Here is a 16,137-nt window from a genome sequence, read left to right on the forward strand (position 1 = left end):
TGCGCCCTCCGGGGCCGTCGCTTATGAAAAAAACCTCTCCGCCGAATGCGGAGAGGTTTTTTATGGAGCAGGTGACGAGGCTCGAACTCGCTACCTCCACCTTGGCAAGGTGGCGCTCTACCAGATGAGCTACACCTGCGGCGACGAAAAATATTATAGCCAATACCGCCGCCGCTGTCAAGTCTCAATTTTAGAATTTTCTGCGGGAATGGTCCCGCCTGCTTCCGGCTGGCCCTCCCAGGCGTAGCCGAGGGCGGCGAAATCCGTGCTGCTGCGGGGCGCGGGCTCGTCCGCAAAGGCGTCCAGCTGGTATTCCACGGCATTGACGGTGATGGTGTTCCAAAACCGTGCCTCCCCGGCCAGCGTCCCCTCCGTGACCGCGCAGGGCAGCTCCATCTGGTCGCACAGAAGCTGTACCGCAAGGGCCAGCCCCTCGCTGTCCGCCCCGCCGCCGCACAGGGCGTCCCAGGCGGTGCTGTGGGCGGAGCCGTCCGCCCCCGAGGGGGCACGCTCCGCCGCCAGCTGAGGCAGCAGATCCATCAGCAGGCCCAGACGGCCGTTCTGGCTATAGCGCTGGGCCTGAAGCGGAAGCACAAGGGCCTGGGCGGCGTCGGTCAGCTCCGCGCTTTTCCGCCGGAGGGCCTCCGCATCTCCGGGATAGGTCAAAAGGATCTCCACGATACGCTGGATCCCCGTGTCCGGATAGAGGGCGATCTCCACCGCCGGCATGCCCAGGGCGGCGGCGGGGGTGTCATAGTAGGCCTGGTGCACCAGCTCGGCGATGGAGGCGGCGTCTCCGACAAAGTATGCCACCCGCAGGGCCAGCTCGCCCTGGAACGCGGAGAGCGCCTCCCCCACCTCCCGGCGGATGGCGCTGGCCCCGGTGACGTTCACCAGGGCGCGGATCTGTTCCGGGGTGCGGCGGTAGGAGATATAGATGTTGGCCTCGTAGGTGGTGAGGATGCGGGTGTAGTCGTTCTTGATGAAGTCCACCGCATAGGCCCCCAACGGGTCTTCCCGCGCCACCTCCAGGCAGGCGCGGTTCAGGGCGTCTTCCACGTCCCCGTCGTAGTCCACCAGCTGCACCCGCCCCTCCTCCTGGCACTGGGAGACCAGGTACAGCACGGCCCCTACCAGCTCGGAATAGCTCTCCACCCGCAGGGTGGAGGGGTCCTCGCCCACAGCGGGCTGCTCGGTGTGGGGCTCCACCACGGTATAGGGGCGCTCCAGCAAGGAAGCGCAGCCGGAGAGCAGCAGGCAGAACGCCAGCAGCAGCGCCAAGATCCGTTTCTTCATACCCGCTCCCTTCTTCGGTTCAGAAGCCCAGGGCCTCGTTTACCAGGACCACCTCCGCCCGGCCAATCCCGCCGGGCTTCTCCCACAGCACGACCAGGGCCCGGCAGATGCGCTCAGGGCTGCTGCAGTCGTAACAGCGCTCCCCCCTGGCGGCGCAGGGGGTCTTCTTGTGCAGCCGCCGTGCGTTTCTGGGGGAGGCAATGTTCCGGGCCCGCCAGAGGGCGGAGTCGTAGTCCGGAGCGATCTTGTTGGCCCCCACGATAAAGTAGACCTCCTCATGGCCGAAAAGGGTGGAGGCCACCCGGTTGCCGGTCCCGTCGATGTTGACGAGTTCCCCGGTCTCGGCCAGCGCGTTCACCGAGGTCAGGTAGATGGGCGCGGCGGCGGCCTGCTGGAAGGTGCCGCCCGACCAGTGGCTGAACACGGCGGCGTGGGAGGACAGCCGTTCGGGCAGGCCCATTTCCGTCAGGGTCAGCGCCCCGCCGTGGCCCACGGTCTTGCCGTCGAGTTTCCGGTCTAAGTAGTCGGCGGCCTGGGCGGCCGTTTCAAAATACGTCACGTCAAAACCGCGCCGCTCCAGATTGGCGCGGAGCGTTTCATAGTCGGGCATAAACAGCGCTCCTTTCCGATGGGCCGGTTGTGCGGGCAGGGCCGTGCCCTTAGCCGCCCCCTGCGGCGGCGATTCGTTCAGACAAGGGGGGATCGCGGCCCCTGTGCTCCCCCCGGACCGTCAAAGATCGTTCTGCTTGTACTCCCGGAATCCATCCCCCAGCACCTCGTGGGCCTCGCAGACGATGAGGAAGGCGGCGGGGTCGATCTCCTTTACGGCCCGCTTCAGGGCCACGATCTGCTTTTGCTTAAAGGCCACCAGCAGCACCTTTTTCTCCGTGCCGGAATAAGCCCCCACGCCCTGCAGGATGGTCACGCCCCGGTCGATGTCATGGATGATGGCGTCGCAGATGGCCTGATACCGGTCGCTGATGATATAGGCCACCTTGGCGTTGTCCAGGCCGTAAAGCACTCCATCCATCACGATGGAGGAGATATACAGGGCCACCAGTCCGTACAGAGCGGAACCCAGGCTGCGGAAGGCCAGAGCCACCGCCACGATGACCACCAGATCGATGGCCATGAGCAGCTTGCCCATGGGCAGCCAGGCAAATTTCAGCTTCAGCAGCCGGGCGATCAGATCGGTGCCGCCGGTGGTGGCGCCCTGAAGGAAGACCACGCCCAGAGAGGCCCCCATGAGCACGCCGCCGAAGATACAGGCCAGCAGCGGCTCCATGGGCTGGAAGGTGTAGAGCGCCGTGAGCAGGTCGATCATCAGCGAAGAGACCACCATCGCAAACAGCGAGGATACCAGCAGATGCCCGCCCAGCAGCTTCCAGCCCAGCAGGAACAGGGGGATGTTCAGCAGGATGACCACCGTACCGATGGGGGCCCAGGGCAGCAGGTGGTTGACGATCTGCCCCACGCCGGTGATGCCGCCGAAACCGATCTGGTTGGGCACATAGCACCAGTTGAAGCCCACCGCATACACGGCGGAGGCCAGGGTGATCCAGAGATAGGGGATGAGATACCGCTTAAGCGCCTTCTTCATACAAGACCTCCCTTGAACGGCGAACGGTTGGAACGGGCAGATGCGGATCAGTCCAGCAGCGTCATCTGCTGCTCCCCGCGGTCCTCCTCCCGGAGCAGGGCCCCGGCTACGGGGAGGGAGCGGGCCCGATAGCGGGCGGCGTTGACGATGGGGGTCTGATCCAGGGGCAGGGCGGACTCCACGCGCCACTTGGGCTTGAGGGTCATGATGTTCACGCCCTGGGTGCTGCGGGTGGACTTGGGGTTGAGGCAGGCGGTGTGGAAGATGACCGCGCGGCCCTCGGTGGAGTATACCGCCATCTCCATGTCCTCCTGGAGCAGGTAGGCCGCCGCCAGCGGGGATTTGTCGCAGTAGGCGCCGGTCAGGCGCTTGCGCCGGGTCTGGGTCTGGTAGGCGGAAAGCTCCACCCGGGCGGCCTTGCCGTTTTGGAAAAAGAACAGCAGGTGCCCGGAATAATCGGCGGTGATGCAGGCCCAGAGGAAGGTTTCCTCCGCATCCATGCCCAGCTTGGTGGGCAGGTAGTCGCCCAGCACGCTGGCCTTGGCGTCGTCGAAGTCGCTGAGGCGGGCCTTGTAGCACTGCTGGCGGTCGGTGAAGACCAGCAGCTCGTCCCGGTTGGAGGCCTCCCACTGGAGGAAGGGGCCGTCCCCCTCCTTATACTTCTGCTCGCCGCTCATGCGCAGGGACTGGGGGGTGATCTTCTTGAAGTATCCCTCCCGGGAGCAGAAGACATGCACCGGATAATCGGGAACATCCTGCGCGTCCTCCGCCTCGGCGGCGGCCTGGAACTCGTAGACGATCTCGGTGCGCCGCGGCTGGGCATATTTCTTCTTGACGAGCTCCAGCTCGGAGACGATGATCTGTTTGATCCGGCCGGGGTCGCTGACGATGGCCTGGAGATCGGCGATCTCCTCCTCCAGCCCCGCCACCTCCTCGATCCGCTTGAGGATATACTCCTGGTTGATGTTGCGCAGCTTGATGTCCGCCACATACTCGGCCTGCACGTCGTCGATGCCGAAGCCGATCATCAGGTTGGGCACCACCTCGGCGTCCTCCTCCGTCTCGCGGATGATCCGGATGGCCCGGTCGATGTCCAGCAGGATGCGCTTGAGTCCCTTCAAAAGGTGCAGCTTCTCCTGCTTTTTCTTCATCACGAAGTAGGTGCGCCGCCGCACCCCGTCCATCCGCCAGGCGGTCCACTCGTCCAGGATCTCCCCCACGCCCATCACCCGGGGCATCCCGGCGATGAGGATGTTGAAGTTGCAGGCAAAGGAGTCCTGCAGAGAGGTGGACCGGAAGAGCTTGGACATCAGCTTTTCCGGATCGGCGCCCCGCTTCAGGTCGATGGTCAGCTTCAGGCCGTTCAGATCGGTCTCGTCCCGCATGTCGGCGATCTCGCGGATCTTGCCCGCCTTGATGAGCTCGGCTACCTTGTCCATTATGGCTTCCACCGTGGTGGTGTAGGGGATCTCGTAGATCTCGATCAGGTTTTCCTTGGGCAGATGCCTCCATTTGGAGCGCACCTGGAAGGAACCGCGGCCGGTGGCATAGATCTGCCGCAGGGCGGCCTCGTCATACAACAGCGCGCCGCCGGTGGGGAAGTCGGGGGCCTTGAGGACCCCCAGCAGATCCGTCCCGGGATTGTTCAAAAAGGCTACGGCGGCGTCGCAGACCTCCCCCAGATTGAAGCCGCACAGGTTGGAGGCCATGCCCACGGCAATGCCCTGATTCGCGCTGACCAGCACGTTGGGGAAGGTGGTGGGCAGCAGCGCGGGCTCCTTCATGGAGCCGTCGTAGTTGTCCACAAAGTCTACGGTGTCCTGATCGATATCCCGGAAGAGCTCCCCGCAGACGGGATCCAGCCGGGCCTCGGTATACCGGCTGGCGGCCCAGGCCATATCCCGGGAGTAGACCTTGCCGAAGTTGCCCTTGGAGTCCACCAGGGGGTGCAGCAGGGCTCCGTAGCCCCGGGAGAGGCGCACCATGGTGTCGTAGATGGCGGCGTCCCCGTGGGGGTTCAATTTCATGGTCTGCCCCACGATGTTGGCGCTCTTGGTCCGCGCGCCCCCCAGCAGATGCATCTGATACATGGTGTACAGCAGCTTGCGGTGGGAGGGCTTGAAGCCGTCGATCTCCGGAATGGCCCGGGAGACGATGACGCTCATGGCGTAGGGCATGTAGTTGACTTCCAGCGTCTCGGTAATGGGCTGTTCCAGCACCTCGGGCCGCAGGCCCATGACGTTGGGGTTGTTGACTTTCTTTGCCCCCTCCTCGGGGGCTTTCTTTTTCGCCAATGGTATCAGTCCTTTTCTGAGGGGGAATCAAAAATTTATAAGCGAGAGGCGGGCAAAACCGGTACAAAGACGTCTTTTGGGGGACAGCCCGCAGCAGTTTTACCGCAGCGGCGGGCAGACACAAGGGCCGCTGGGCGCCCGCGCACCTATGGCGAATTGGGGGCCGATCGCCGGCGTTGTGGAGCCAATCGCCCCAATACCGGATCTCGCTGTATTCCTTCCGCGAGGCATTCCGTCCAAATGCTCGCTTCCCTTACGAGATATCCGCCAATTCCAGATACTTATAGCCCTCGTTTGCAATATGGTCCTTGCGGCCCTGGAGGTTGTCCCCCAGCAGCAGGTCGAAGACGGCGGCGGTGTTCTCCACATCCTCGGGCATGACCTTGATGAGGCGGCGGGTGGCGGGATTCATGGTGGTCAGCCACATCATCTCCGGATCGTTCTCGCCCAGACCCTTGGAGCGGTTGATGGCGCATTTCTTTCCGGAAAGCGCCCCGTTCACGATCTCGTTTTTCTCCTTGTCGGAATAGGCAAACCAGGTCTTCTCCTTGTAGTTGATCTCATAGAGCGGAGATTCGGCAATATAGACATATCCCTGCTGGATCAGGGTGGGGGTGAGCCGGTAGAGCATGGTCAGGATGAGGGTACGGATCTGGAAGCCGTCCACGTCGGCGTCGGTACAGATGACCACCTTGTTCCAGCGCAGGTTGCCCAGGTCAAAGGCCGCCATATCCTTGGCGTGGCGGTCGTGCACCTCCACGCCGCAGCCCAGCACCTTCAGCAGGTCGGTAATGATCTCGCTTTTGAAGATCTTGGCGTAGTCGGCCTTGAGGCAGTTGAGGATTTTGCCCCGCACAGGCATGATGCCCTGGAATTCCGCGTCCCGGGAGAGCTTGACGCTGCCCAGAGCCGAGTCGCCCTCCACGATGTAGAGCTCCCGCCGTGCGGTGTCCTTCGTGCGGCAGTCCACGAACTTCTGCACACGGTTGGAGATATCCATGGCGCCGGTGAGCTTTTTCTTGATGTTCAGGCGCGTGCGCTCGGCGTTCTCCCGGCTGCGCTTGTTGATAAGCGCCTGGTCGGCGATCCTGCCTGCGTCCTGAGGGTTTTCGATGAAGTAGACCTCCAGCTGGGCGCGGAGGAACTCCGTCATGGCGTCCTGGACAAATTTGTTGTTGATGGCCTTCTTGGTCTGGTTCTCATAGCTGGTCTGGGTGGAAAAGTTGTTGGAGACCAGCACCAGGCAGTCCTCCACGTCCGCCCAGGTCAGCTTGCTCTCGTTCTTCTGATACTTGCCCTGCTGCTTGAGATAGCCGTCGATGGCGGAGACGAAGGCGCTCTTCACCGCCTTTTCCGGAGAACCGCCGTGCTCCAGCCAGGAGGAGTTGTGATAGTGCTCGATGCGCTGCACCGTGTTGGAAAAGCAGAAGGATACGCTCAGCTTCACCTTGTATTCGGGCTTGTCCGGGCGGTCCCGGCCCCGGCGCTCGGTCTGCCAGAATACCGGCGCGGTCAGGGCATTTTCCCCCGCCAGCTCGGAGACATAGTCGATGATGCCGTTTTCATACCGGAAGTCGGTGGTCTCAAATTTGCCGCCCGCCTGATTGCGCAGGCGGAAGGTCACCCCCGCGTTGACCACCGCCTGCCGTTTGAGCACGTCCCGGTAGTAATCCAGGGGAATGCCGATGTCGGTAAAGACCTCCAGATCCGGCTTCCAGTGAAAACGTGAGCCGGTCTTCTTCCCGGCGTAGGGGGTCTTCTGCAGGCCGCCCACGTTTTCGCCCTTTTCAAAGTGGAGGGCATACTCGTACCCGTCCCGATGGATGACCGCGTCGAAATAGGCGCTGGCATACTGGGTGGCGCAGGAACCCAGGCCGTTCAGGCCCAGGGAGTATTCATAGTTGTCCCCCTCGCTGTTGCCGTACTTTCCGCCGGCGTACAGCTCGCAGAAGACCAGTTCCCAGTTGAATTTCTGTTCCTTTTCATTCCAATCCACCGGGCAGCCCCGGCCGAAGTCCTCCACCTCAATGGATTTGTCCTCATACCGGGTGACGGTGATGAGACTGCCGTGCCCCTCCCGGGCCTCATCGATGGCGTTGGACAGGATCTCGAATACGGCATGCTCGCAGCCCTCCAACCCGTCGGAGCCGAAGATGACGCCGGGACGCTTGCGTACCCGGTCGGCCCCCTTCAGGGCGGAGATGGATTCGTTGCCGTAACTTTTGGGGGAAGTGCTCTTAGCCATGGGCCTCTCCTCATTCACATATTTTAACATCTTATCTTATCCCAATTGGGGGCGGGGTGTCAAGCAAAGCGGAAAAGAGCGTCCGCATTCCGTGGGAGCGGAATGGCGCCGGGCGGCCAAAGACGCTTATACTGAAACGGGACGATGCCCGCGTATGCGTGCCGTCAAAAAGAGGAGGCCGCGCTTTTTGGCGCGGCCTCCTGAAACGGACAGTTGGCGTTGGAGGCTGGTTCAAGTCTTCCTTAAACGGGTTCCAATGCCGCTGTCTCCTTTCGCCTTTCGCCAGAGGGTGAGCTCACCCGGCACCGGCTTAAAAGGAGATGCTTTGCCTGTCCGGGTTCTAGTATGTCCCGGCCGCTCCGGGACATGCCTGGGGATTTTTGGTATAGAGGCTGTCATATTTGTCCAAACTGGAAATAGACTGAAACCAGAGAAGGAGGAGACGCTATGGCAGAAGCGGAAAGGACTTATGTGTTTCGCAGGCGGCGGGAGAGTGAGCGGGAACGGGAGCGCCGGGCCCTGCTGGAAAGCCTGGCCCAGACCCGCACTCTGATCGCACAGGCCTACTCGGGCTTCAACACGGCCCACGACGCCGATCTGATCGAATCGTACGTATTTGAGATCAACGCCCTCCAATCCCGCTACTCCTATCTGCTCCGGCGGGTAAAGGAGCTGGACGGGGAGCGGACGGTCAAGATAAGCTGACGCGGAAGGCGCGCCTGCCAAGGGACTGGCAAATATCCTGACGGGAGGTGGCTGGTCTTGGAGAGCCTGCTGAATGCCCTGCCCTGGATCGTGGGCGGCCTGGTCCTGGTGGCCGTGCTGGCCGCGCTGCGCAAGCCCCTGCAATGGCTGGTCCGGGTTTTGGCGCGGACGGGGGTGGGCCTGGCGGTGCTGTGGTGCCTGAGCGGCGTGGGCGGGGTGCTGGGCGTGAATCTGGGGGTCAACCTGCTCAACGCGTTGGTGCTGGGCGTACTGGGCGCGCCCGGATTCGGGCTGCTGCTGCTCATGAACTGGGCGCTGGCCGTCTGAATCAGATCAAAACAGCAGTCAGTCCGCGTGGCGGGCCTGGGCCCGCCACGCGGATTTTATAACGTTTCCCTAAAATTTCGTTGGATTCAGCGCTTGTTCACAGATTTTTAAAATCCATGTCGTACAATGAGAGGCACTCCATGACGAAAGGGAAGTGTCCCCATGAAAAAACGCCTCTCCGCCCTGACCTGCGCCGCCTGCCTGTGCGCGGCGCTGGCTCTGCCTGCCGCGGCTGCAGGCGCCCCGGCCGCCTCCGTCCCCGCCTACAGCGACGTCGCCGCGGACGCCTGGTATGCCGAGGCGGTGGAGGCGGTGTCTCTGGCGGGATATATGACCGGTACCAGCGAGACTGCGTTCAGCCCCAACGCGGCGGTGACCCGCGCCACCGTGGTGACCGTACTGTGGCGGCTGGAGGGCGCACCGGCGTTTTCAGTGGAAGCCCCCTTCCCGGACGTGGCCGCCGGGGCCTGGTATGAGACGGCGGCGGCCTGGGCCAAGGGGAAGGGCATCGCCGCAGGCAACGACAAGGGACGCTTCAATCCCGACAGCGCCGTCACCCGGCAGGAGCTGGCCGTCCTTCTCCACCGCTACGCCCAGTATAAGGGCGGCGATGTGGCGGAGGGCACCCTGAGCCTTTACAGCGATGCGGCAAGCATCTCCGCCTGGGCGCGGGAGGGCATGGCCCATGCGGTGGGGCTGGGGCTGATCCAGGGCAGCGACGGAAGAATCGATCCCGGCGGCGCGGCAACCAGGTCCCAGCTGGCGGTGATCCTGCAGCGGCTGATGACCCCGGCCATGGGCTAAGAGAGAAAGGAGCGGGCACGCATGGAAGAGCACGACATTTTCCTGTCTTATCTGCGGGTGACCCAGCATATGTCCCAGCAGTTCCGCACGCATTTCGGGCGTCTGGATTTGACGTTTCCGCAGGCTCTGGTCCTCACGGTGCTGGGGGAGGACGGGCCGGTACCCATCAGCACGCTGGCCGAGCGTACCGGCAGCGCAAACAGCACGGTCTCGGGCATCGTGGACCGGCTGGAGAAACTGGGCCTTGCCCAGCGGCAGCGCAGCGAGACCGACCGGCGGGTGATCTATGTCTGCGCGACCGAGAAATACCAGCAATTGCGCCGCCGGGCCGCCACCGACGTCGGGGGTTATTTCCGTTCCTTGATGAGCGATATGACGCAGGAGGACCGGGATCTGGTGGCCGCAGCGCTGAAGAAGCTGGATGCGGCCCTCGCGCTTCAGGAGGACCGGGAATAAAAAAGTGCCCGGCACAGTTTTTTTCCGGGGAAAATCGTGCTATAATATCTGCATCTTGTGATTGATTTGGCTTGCGGAGGAGGTGACGGCGGATGGCGGCCAAGGGGTATGGCACCTATCACGGGCGCAGCCGGCTGCGCACGGCCCTGAAGGTGGTCATCGTGCTGCTGGTCGTCCTTCTGGTGCTGGCGGTAGCCACGCTGTTGCTGATGGACGGGCATATCGTCTACTCTTCCGACGGCATCCGGCTGGACCTGCCCTTCGTTCAAAAAGGGGGCGCTGAGGACCCGCCGGAGCCTGCGGGGAGTGCTCCTCTGGTGATCGACAGCCCGGTTCCCACACCGGCGCCCACGGCCACGCCCGAGCCGGAAACGCTGATGCAGGGGGTACTGCTGCCCCGCGAGGCCCTCTACGACGGCACGGCGGAGGAGCAGGTGCGCCGGGCGGGGGCTGCCGCGGCGGTCTTTGATATGAAAGCCGACGACGGAAGCCTGGGGTATATCTCCAGCCTGGAGCCGGCGCAGGCGGGGGGCGTGTCCGCAGCCGACCCGGCCATCAACGGGGCCATCCGGGGCCTGAATGCGGGGGAGCTGTATACGGTCGCCCGGGTGTCCTGCTTCCGGGACAACGCGATCCCCCGCGCCGACATGAGCCTGGGCATCAAAAGCAGCGCGGGCAACTGGCGGGACGAGGGAGACTGCCGCTGGCTCAGCGCCGCCAATGCGGCCGCCCGGCAGTATGTGATCGGCGTGTGCGCCGAACTGGCCGAACTGGGCTTTGACGAACTTTTGCTGGAAAACTGCGCCTTTCCGGCCCGGGGCCAGGTGGACTATATCGTCGCCGGAGAGAATTATGATCCCGACGGCCTGACCGACGCGCTGGAGACCTTCTGCCGGGAGCTGGAAGAGGCCCTGGCCGATTACCCCCAGCTTAAAGTCTCCTTTGGGAGCAGTCAGGCGGTGCTGACCGGCGAGGCAAACGACCGCAGCGGCCAGACCGCGGCCTGGCTTGCGGAGCATGCCTGGCGGGTCTATGTCGCGGTGCCTGCAGGGGACGAGAGCGCCTATGAGCAGACGCTGCGCGCCGCCGGCCTGCCCGCCGGGCGCCTGGTGCCCGTGACCGAAGCCCCTGCCGGAGCAGGGGAGAATTGGGCTGTGCTGACTCGGACGCCAACCGAATGAACCGAGCAGGGACGTGCTTGCAGACGCGTCCCTGCTCGGTTTTGTTTCTGCAAAAAGGCTCGCCGCAAACTGCACAAACTTTTGCCAAAAACTTTGGCGAGAATGACGCAAGAACCGGGAAAATGTTTTGATTGAAAGGGGATGTACAAAATTTTTGCAGTAAATCTGCACGAAAATGTCGCTGGCCTTGCAAAAAACGAGAGAAGCAAAAAAACTAAACCGACAATTTTAAACTTGAAATTCTGCGCTGTATGAAGTATCATTTGGGTATGATCGGGAGAATTTGTTTTTTGTCAAAATGACGCGGCGTACCCGGTGCTCGGCGGAGTGACGGCTGGCGGCCAAGACCCGCCAGCCGTCCGCTTGATGAGCGCCGTGCGCGCCATTTCGGAAAGGCGGTGAGAATTATGTCTCTGGAGGCAATCAAGCAGGTGACGCAGGCGGAGCAGGCCAACCAGGCCCGCAAGATCGAGGCCCAAGCCCAGGCAAAACGCCTGGTGGCGGAGGCGGAGCGGGCGGGCAGGGCCCGGCTGGAGCAGGCGCGCGCCCAGGCGGAGGAGCAGGCCCGCGCCCTCCTGAAGGAAGCGGAGGAAAAAGCGGCCCGGAATGCGCAGACGGTGACGGCGCAGACCCGGGAATCCTGCGAAGCCCTGCGCGGGAAGGCGGAGGGCCGCCTGGCCGAAGCCGCCCAAAGCATCGTGAGAAGGGTAGTGAATAGCTGATGTCCATCGTCAAAATGAAGCGGCTGCGGCTGATCGGTATGCGCTCGGAGCGGGAAGAGATGCTGCGGCTGCTTCAGCACATGGGCTGCGTGGAGATCGACGAGCCGTCCGATTGGCGGGACGACCCGGATTGGGCGTCGCTGACCCGGCCGGACACGGCGGCGCTCAATCAGGCGCGGGAGGCGAAGTCCGGCGCCGAGGCCGCGCTCAAGACCCTGAAAAAATACGCGCCCAAGGAAAAAGGTTCCCTGTTTAAGCCCCGGCCGGTGATCACGGAGGCCGCGCTCTTTGATAACGAGGCCTACCGCGCCGCACTGGACGATGCCGGACGCCTCAATGCGCTGGAGCGGCAGATCTCCGCTCTGTACGCCGAACAGGGCAAGCTCAAGGCCCAGAAGCTGGCTTTGGCGCCCTGGCTGGCGCTGGACATCCCCCTGGAGACCGCTTCCACCCAGGATGTGGCGGTCTTCTTCGGTACCGTGGCGGCCGCGGTGGATCTGGACGCCCTGGAGGGGGCGCTGGCGGCCGGGACGGACCTGGCGGCGCTTCTTCGGGCGGGGAGCGACGCGGAGCTGCACTATTTTGTGCTCCTCTGCCACAAGAGCCAGGAGGAGACCTGCCAGGCGGTGCTGAAGGAGTACGGCTTTTCCCGCTCTGCCCTGCGGGGCTGGACCGGCACCGCTGCCGAGAACGACCGGGCTCTGGACGCGCGGATGGCCGAGACCGAGGAAGCGCTGCGCAGGGCCAAGGAAGAGGCGGCCGGCTGCGCCCCCAAAGCGGCGGCGCTGGAGCAGTGCCTGGACCGGGCCTGCCAGGAGATCACCCGGGAGGAAGCCCGCTGCCGCCTGCTGGACACGGACCTGGCCTTCTTTTTGGAGGGATGGGTGCCCGTACCCGACGAGGCGAGGCTTCTGGAGCGCCTTGGGAAGTTCACCTGCTGCTGGGAGACCGAGGTCCCGGCGGCGGAGGACTACCCGGCGGTACCGGTCAAGCTCAAAAGCAACGTGCTCACCGAGCCGCTGACGACCATTACGGAGATGTATTCCCTGCCGGCCTACGACGGGGTGGACCCCAACGGCCTGATGGCCCCGTTCTATATTTTCTTTTTCGGGTTTATGTTCGCCGACCTGGGCTACGGCCTGATCCTGGCGGGGGCCTGCGCCTTCCTCCAATGGAAGGTTAAGCCCAAGGGAGGATTCGGCCAGCTGGTGCGGCTGATGATCCTGTGCGGCATCTCATCCGCGGTGATCGGCCTGCTGACGGGCGGTTTCTTCTCGGACTTTCTGTATCAGTTTACCAGCATGCTGGGCCTGCCCCAACCGGCGGTGCCCTTCCTCTCAGTTCCGGAAGGGAGCGGTCTGCCGGCCCCCCTGCTGGACGTGATGAACGAGCCGATGACCGTGCTCATCTTCTCCCTGGCCGTGGGCCTGGTGCAGATCGTGGTGGGCATGGCAGTAAAGTTTTGGATGCTGTGCCGGGACGGTCAGATCATGGACGCGGTCTGGGATGTGGGGACCTGGTGGGTCATTTTCATCGGCATCGGCCTGTTTGCCGTGAATATGGCCGGCATCTCCGGCATCGGAAGCGTGAACGGCATCCCGGTCGTGCTGATCGTGGGCTGCGTCATGCTGCTGGCGCAGGGCCGCAACGCCAAGGGCTTTGGAAAGGTGACCGCCGTGATCGGAGCGGTGTACAACGGCGTGACCGGCTACTTCGGGGATATCCTCTCCTACTCCCGCCTGATGGTCATGATGCTGGCGGGTTCCGTCATCGGTCAGGTGTTCAATATCTTGGGCGCCATGCCCGGCGGCGGCCTGCCCCCTGTGATTGGGATCCCCATTTTCTTCCTGGTCTTCCTCGTCGGCCACGCATTCAACATTGGCCTGAACGTGATCGGCACCTATGTGCACACGTCCCGCCTGCAATATCTGGAGTTTTTTAAACAGTTCTATAAAGAGGGCGGCCGCCCCTGGCGCCCCCTGAACATCGCCACAAAATATGTAGACATCAAGGAGGAACAGTAACATGAATTTCGGTGAATTGATTGCCCAATACGGCGGCCCCTTCTTCGGGTTCCTGGGCGCGGCCCTTGCTGCGGGCCTTGCCTGCGTCGGTTCCGCCAAGGGTACCGGTATCGCCGGTGAGGCGGGCGCCGGCCTGCTGGCCGAGGACCCCTCCCAATTTTCCAAGTGCATGATCCTGCAGGTCATCCCCGGCACCCAGGGACTATACGGCCTGGTCATCGGCTTTCTGGCTTTGATGAAGATGGGCCTGTTTGCCGGAACCGTCGGTGAACTCACGGTGGCCAACGGCCTGTTGATCCTGGCCGCCTGCCTGCCCATGGCGCTGGGCGGCCTGCTGTCCGGCATCGCCCAGGGCCGGGTGGCCGCCGCCTCGGTCAACATCGTGGCCAAGAACCCCAACGACTGGTCCAAGGGCATGGTGCTGTGCATCATCGTGGAGTTCTATGCCATCCTCTCCCTGCTGATCTCCTTCCTGATGATCATGTTCGGCTTCTGAGCGGGGATACGCTATGGACGGAATCGAAAAAATCACCGGACGCATCGCGGAGGATGTGGGGCGGGAGATCGACGAGCTGACCGCCGAAGCCCGCCGCCAGGCCGACGAGATCGCCGCACGGTATGACGCGCAGGCAAAGCGCGAGTGCGAGGACATCCTGGCCCGAGGCCGGCGGAACGCCGACGAGCGGGTGGAGCGGCTGGCCAGCGTGGCCCAGCTGGAGTGCCGCAAGCTGGAGCTGGCGGCCAAGCAGGAGATGCTCTCCAGGGCCTACGACAAGGCGCTGGAGCAGCTGCTGAACCTGCCGGAGCAGGAGTACACAGCCCTGCTGGCCGACCTGGCGGTGAAGGCCGCCGTCACCGGCCGGGAGGCGGTCATCCTCTCCCAGAAGGACCGCACCCGCTATGGCAAGCAGGTGGTCACCGCGGCCAACGAGCGCCTGAACGGCGGCCGGCTCACCCTGTCCGAGCAGACCCGCCCCATCCAGGGCGGGGTGATCCTCAGCGACGGGGATGTGGAGGTCAATTGCAGCTTTGAGACCCTGGTGCGTCTCCAGCGGGGCGCGCTGGACCGCCCGGTCGCCCAGATCCTCTTCGGAGATTGACGCGCACTCCGGACGAATGGAGGCAATGTCTTGACTAAGATCAAAGATACCGACTACCTGACCATATCCACCCGCATCCGGGCCATGGAGAACAAGCTGCTCACCCGTGAGCGCATGGAGCGGATGCTGGAGGCCCATACGGACGACGAGGCCGTCAAGGTCCTTTCCGAGTGCGGTTACGGGGAGCTGACGGAGCTGACCCATACCGCCCTGGACGCCCTGCTGGCCCAGGCCAGGGCGGCGCTGTATCGGGAACTGCGCAGCGCGGTGCCCGATCCCGGGCTGGTGGAAGTGTTTCAGATGAAATACGACTACCACAACGCCAAGGTGCTGCTCAAGGCCCAGGCGGTGGGCGCGGAAGCCGACCGCCTCCTGTCCGAGGGGGGGCGCTGGAGCGCCGGCGCGGTGAAGGACGCGTTTCAGCGGGACAGCCTGCGGGACTTCACGGAGCCCTTTCGCCGCGCGGTGACGCAGGCGCAGGAGCTTCTGAACGCCGGGGGCGACCCCCAGCTGGCCGACTTTGTGCTGGACCGGGCCTATTTTGAGGAGATGCACGCCGCCGCGGAAGCGACCGGCAGCGCATTCCTCCAGGGCTACGTGCGCCTGCTCACCGACGCCACCAACCTGCGTTCCGCCGTACGCTCGGCCCGGATGGGGAAGGGAAGCGATTTTCTCCATCAGGTGCTCCTGAGCGGCGGCAGCGTGGATGCGCGTACCCTGGCCAGCCGCAAGGGAGGCGACCTGTCCGCCGCATTCCGGGCGGGAGCGCTCGCCGAGGCCGCCGCTCTGGGGGATTCCCTTTCCGCGGCCGGCAGCGGGGAATTGACCGCCTTTGAGCGCGCCTGCGACGACGCGGTTATGGCCTACCTGACCCGCGCCCGCCGCATCCCGTTTGGGGAGCAGGCGGTGGTGGGCTACCTGTACGCCAGGGAAAACGAGTTTACCGCCATCCGTACCATTCTCTCCGGCCGTATGGCCGGTCTGGACGCGGACACCATCCGGGAAAGGCTGCGTGAAGCCTATGTCTAACAGTGGATACAAGATCGCGGTCCTGGGCGACAAGGACAGCGTCCTGGGGTTCAAGGCGCTGGGCCTGGACGTCTTTCCGGCCGAGACGGCGGAGGAGGCCCGCAGGATCCTCCATACCCTGGCAAAGGAGGACTACGCGGTGATCTATCTTACAGAGCAGTTTGCCGCCGGGATGCAGGCCGATGTGGACCGTTACAAGGATGAGCTGACCCCCGCGGTCATCCTCATCCCCGGCAAGGACGGCAGCCTGGGCATCGGTATGGCCAACGTGAAGAGCGCTGTGGAACGGGCTGTAGGCGCGGATATTCTATAGTCCGGGGGAGGATGCTTCCCCCTGGATACAAAACCGTCGCG

The 16,137-nt window shown here is 63.7% G+C and carries 16 protein-coding genes and 1 tRNA gene; 11 read left to right on the forward strand and 6 right to left on the reverse strand.

Features of this window, described 5'->3' with window-relative positions; translation table 11 throughout:
- Positions 1 to 63 precede the first annotated feature (63 nt).
- The 6 genes from NE547_RS02340 to NE547_RS02365 form a co-directional block, all read right to left on the reverse strand.
- Positions 64 to 139 (reverse strand) — tRNA-Gly (locus tag NE547_RS02340).
- A gap of 38 nt (positions 140 to 177) precedes the next feature.
- Positions 178 to 1,296 carry a hypothetical protein gene (locus NE547_RS02345; protein WP_256174653.1) on the reverse strand — a complete coding sequence of 373 codons (1,119 nt, stop codon included), beginning with the start codon at positions 1,294 to 1,296 and terminating at the stop codon, positions 178 to 180.
- 19 nt (positions 1,297 to 1,315) lie between these two features.
- Positions 1,316 to 1,906, reverse strand: a complete 591-nt coding sequence (locus NE547_RS02350) for a lactate utilization protein (protein WP_256174654.1) — start codon at positions 1,904 to 1,906, stop codon at positions 1,316 to 1,318.
- Between the two features lie 120 nt (positions 1,907 to 2,026).
- Positions 2,027 to 2,896 (reverse strand): YitT family protein, encoded by an 870-nt coding sequence (locus NE547_RS02355; RefSeq protein WP_186906722.1) that lies wholly within the window; start codon positions 2,894 to 2,896, stop codon positions 2,027 to 2,029.
- A 47-nt stretch (positions 2,897 to 2,943) separates the two neighbouring features.
- Positions 2,944 to 5,190: a DNA topoisomerase (ATP-hydrolyzing) subunit A gene (locus tag NE547_RS02360; RefSeq protein WP_256174655.1), complete on the reverse strand. Its 2,247-nt coding sequence runs from the start codon at positions 5,188 to 5,190 to the stop codon at positions 2,944 to 2,946.
- Positions 5,191 to 5,443: 253 nt separating this feature from the next.
- The gene (locus tag NE547_RS02365) at positions 5,444 to 7,435 is read right to left on the reverse strand and encodes a type IIA DNA topoisomerase subunit B (protein WP_256174656.1); all 1,992 of its coding nucleotides are present in this window, start codon (positions 7,433 to 7,435) and stop codon (positions 5,444 to 5,446) included.
- A gap of 447 nt (positions 7,436 to 7,882) precedes the next feature.
- On the opposite strand from NE547_RS02365, the gene NE547_RS02370 reads away from it, so the two are divergent.
- From NE547_RS02370 to NE547_RS02420, 11 genes are all read left to right on the forward strand, one after another.
- Positions 7,883 to 8,140: a DUF2508 family protein gene (locus NE547_RS02370; protein WP_186906725.1), complete on the forward strand. Its 258-nt coding sequence runs from the start codon at positions 7,883 to 7,885 to the stop codon at positions 8,138 to 8,140.
- A 57-nt stretch (positions 8,141 to 8,197) separates the two neighbouring features.
- Positions 8,198 to 8,467, forward strand: a complete 270-nt coding sequence (locus tag NE547_RS02375) for a pro-sigmaK processing inhibitor BofA family protein (RefSeq protein WP_186906726.1) — start codon at positions 8,198 to 8,200, stop codon at positions 8,465 to 8,467.
- 162 nt (positions 8,468 to 8,629) lie between these two features.
- Positions 8,630 to 9,271: an S-layer homology domain-containing protein gene (locus tag NE547_RS02380; RefSeq protein ID WP_186906727.1), complete on the forward strand. Its 642-nt coding sequence runs from the start codon at positions 8,630 to 8,632 to the stop codon at positions 9,269 to 9,271.
- Positions 9,272 to 9,292: 21 nt separating this feature from the next.
- Positions 9,293 to 9,727: a MarR family winged helix-turn-helix transcriptional regulator gene (locus tag NE547_RS02385; protein WP_256174657.1), complete on the forward strand. Its 435-nt coding sequence runs from the start codon at positions 9,293 to 9,295 to the stop codon at positions 9,725 to 9,727.
- A 92-nt stretch (positions 9,728 to 9,819) separates the two neighbouring features.
- A complete protein-coding gene (locus tag NE547_RS02390) occupies positions 9,820 to 10,908 on the forward strand; it encodes a putative glycoside hydrolase (protein ID WP_256174658.1) in 1,089 nt (362 codons plus the stop codon).
- A gap of 407 nt (positions 10,909 to 11,315) precedes the next feature.
- Positions 11,316 to 11,630 (forward strand): hypothetical protein, encoded by a 315-nt coding sequence (locus tag NE547_RS02395; protein ID WP_186906730.1) that lies wholly within the window; start codon positions 11,316 to 11,318, stop codon positions 11,628 to 11,630.
- A complete protein-coding gene (locus NE547_RS02400; protein ID WP_256174659.1) occupies positions 11,630 to 13,654 on the forward strand; it encodes a V-type ATP synthase subunit I in 2,025 nt (674 codons plus the stop codon). The genes NE547_RS02395 and NE547_RS02400 overlap by 1 nt, the downstream gene beginning before the upstream one ends.
- A gap of 1 nt (position 13,655) precedes the next feature.
- Positions 13,656 to 14,150 (forward strand): V-type ATP synthase subunit K, encoded by a 495-nt coding sequence (locus NE547_RS02405; RefSeq protein WP_186906732.1) that lies wholly within the window; start codon positions 13,656 to 13,658, stop codon positions 14,148 to 14,150.
- A gap of 13 nt (positions 14,151 to 14,163) precedes the next feature.
- Positions 14,164 to 14,754 (forward strand): V-type ATP synthase subunit E, encoded by a 591-nt coding sequence (locus NE547_RS02410; protein ID WP_186906733.1) that lies wholly within the window; start codon positions 14,164 to 14,166, stop codon positions 14,752 to 14,754.
- Positions 14,755 to 14,784: 30 nt separating this feature from the next.
- Positions 14,785 to 15,783: a V-type ATPase subunit gene (locus NE547_RS02415; RefSeq protein WP_256174660.1), complete on the forward strand. Its 999-nt coding sequence runs from the start codon at positions 14,785 to 14,787 to the stop codon at positions 15,781 to 15,783.
- The gene (locus NE547_RS02420; RefSeq protein WP_256174661.1) at positions 15,776 to 16,096 is read left to right on the forward strand and encodes a V-type ATP synthase subunit F; all 321 of its coding nucleotides are present in this window, start codon (positions 15,776 to 15,778) and stop codon (positions 16,094 to 16,096) included. Before NE547_RS02415 ends, NE547_RS02420 begins: the two co-directional genes overlap by 8 nt.
- Positions 16,097 to 16,137: the final 41 nt, after the last annotated feature.

This window comes from Flavonifractor sp. DFI.6.63 (assembly GCF_024462255.1).
In the GTDB taxonomy this organism is placed as follows: Bacteria; Bacillota; Clostridia; order Oscillospirales; family Oscillospiraceae; genus Lawsonibacter_A; species Lawsonibacter_A hominis.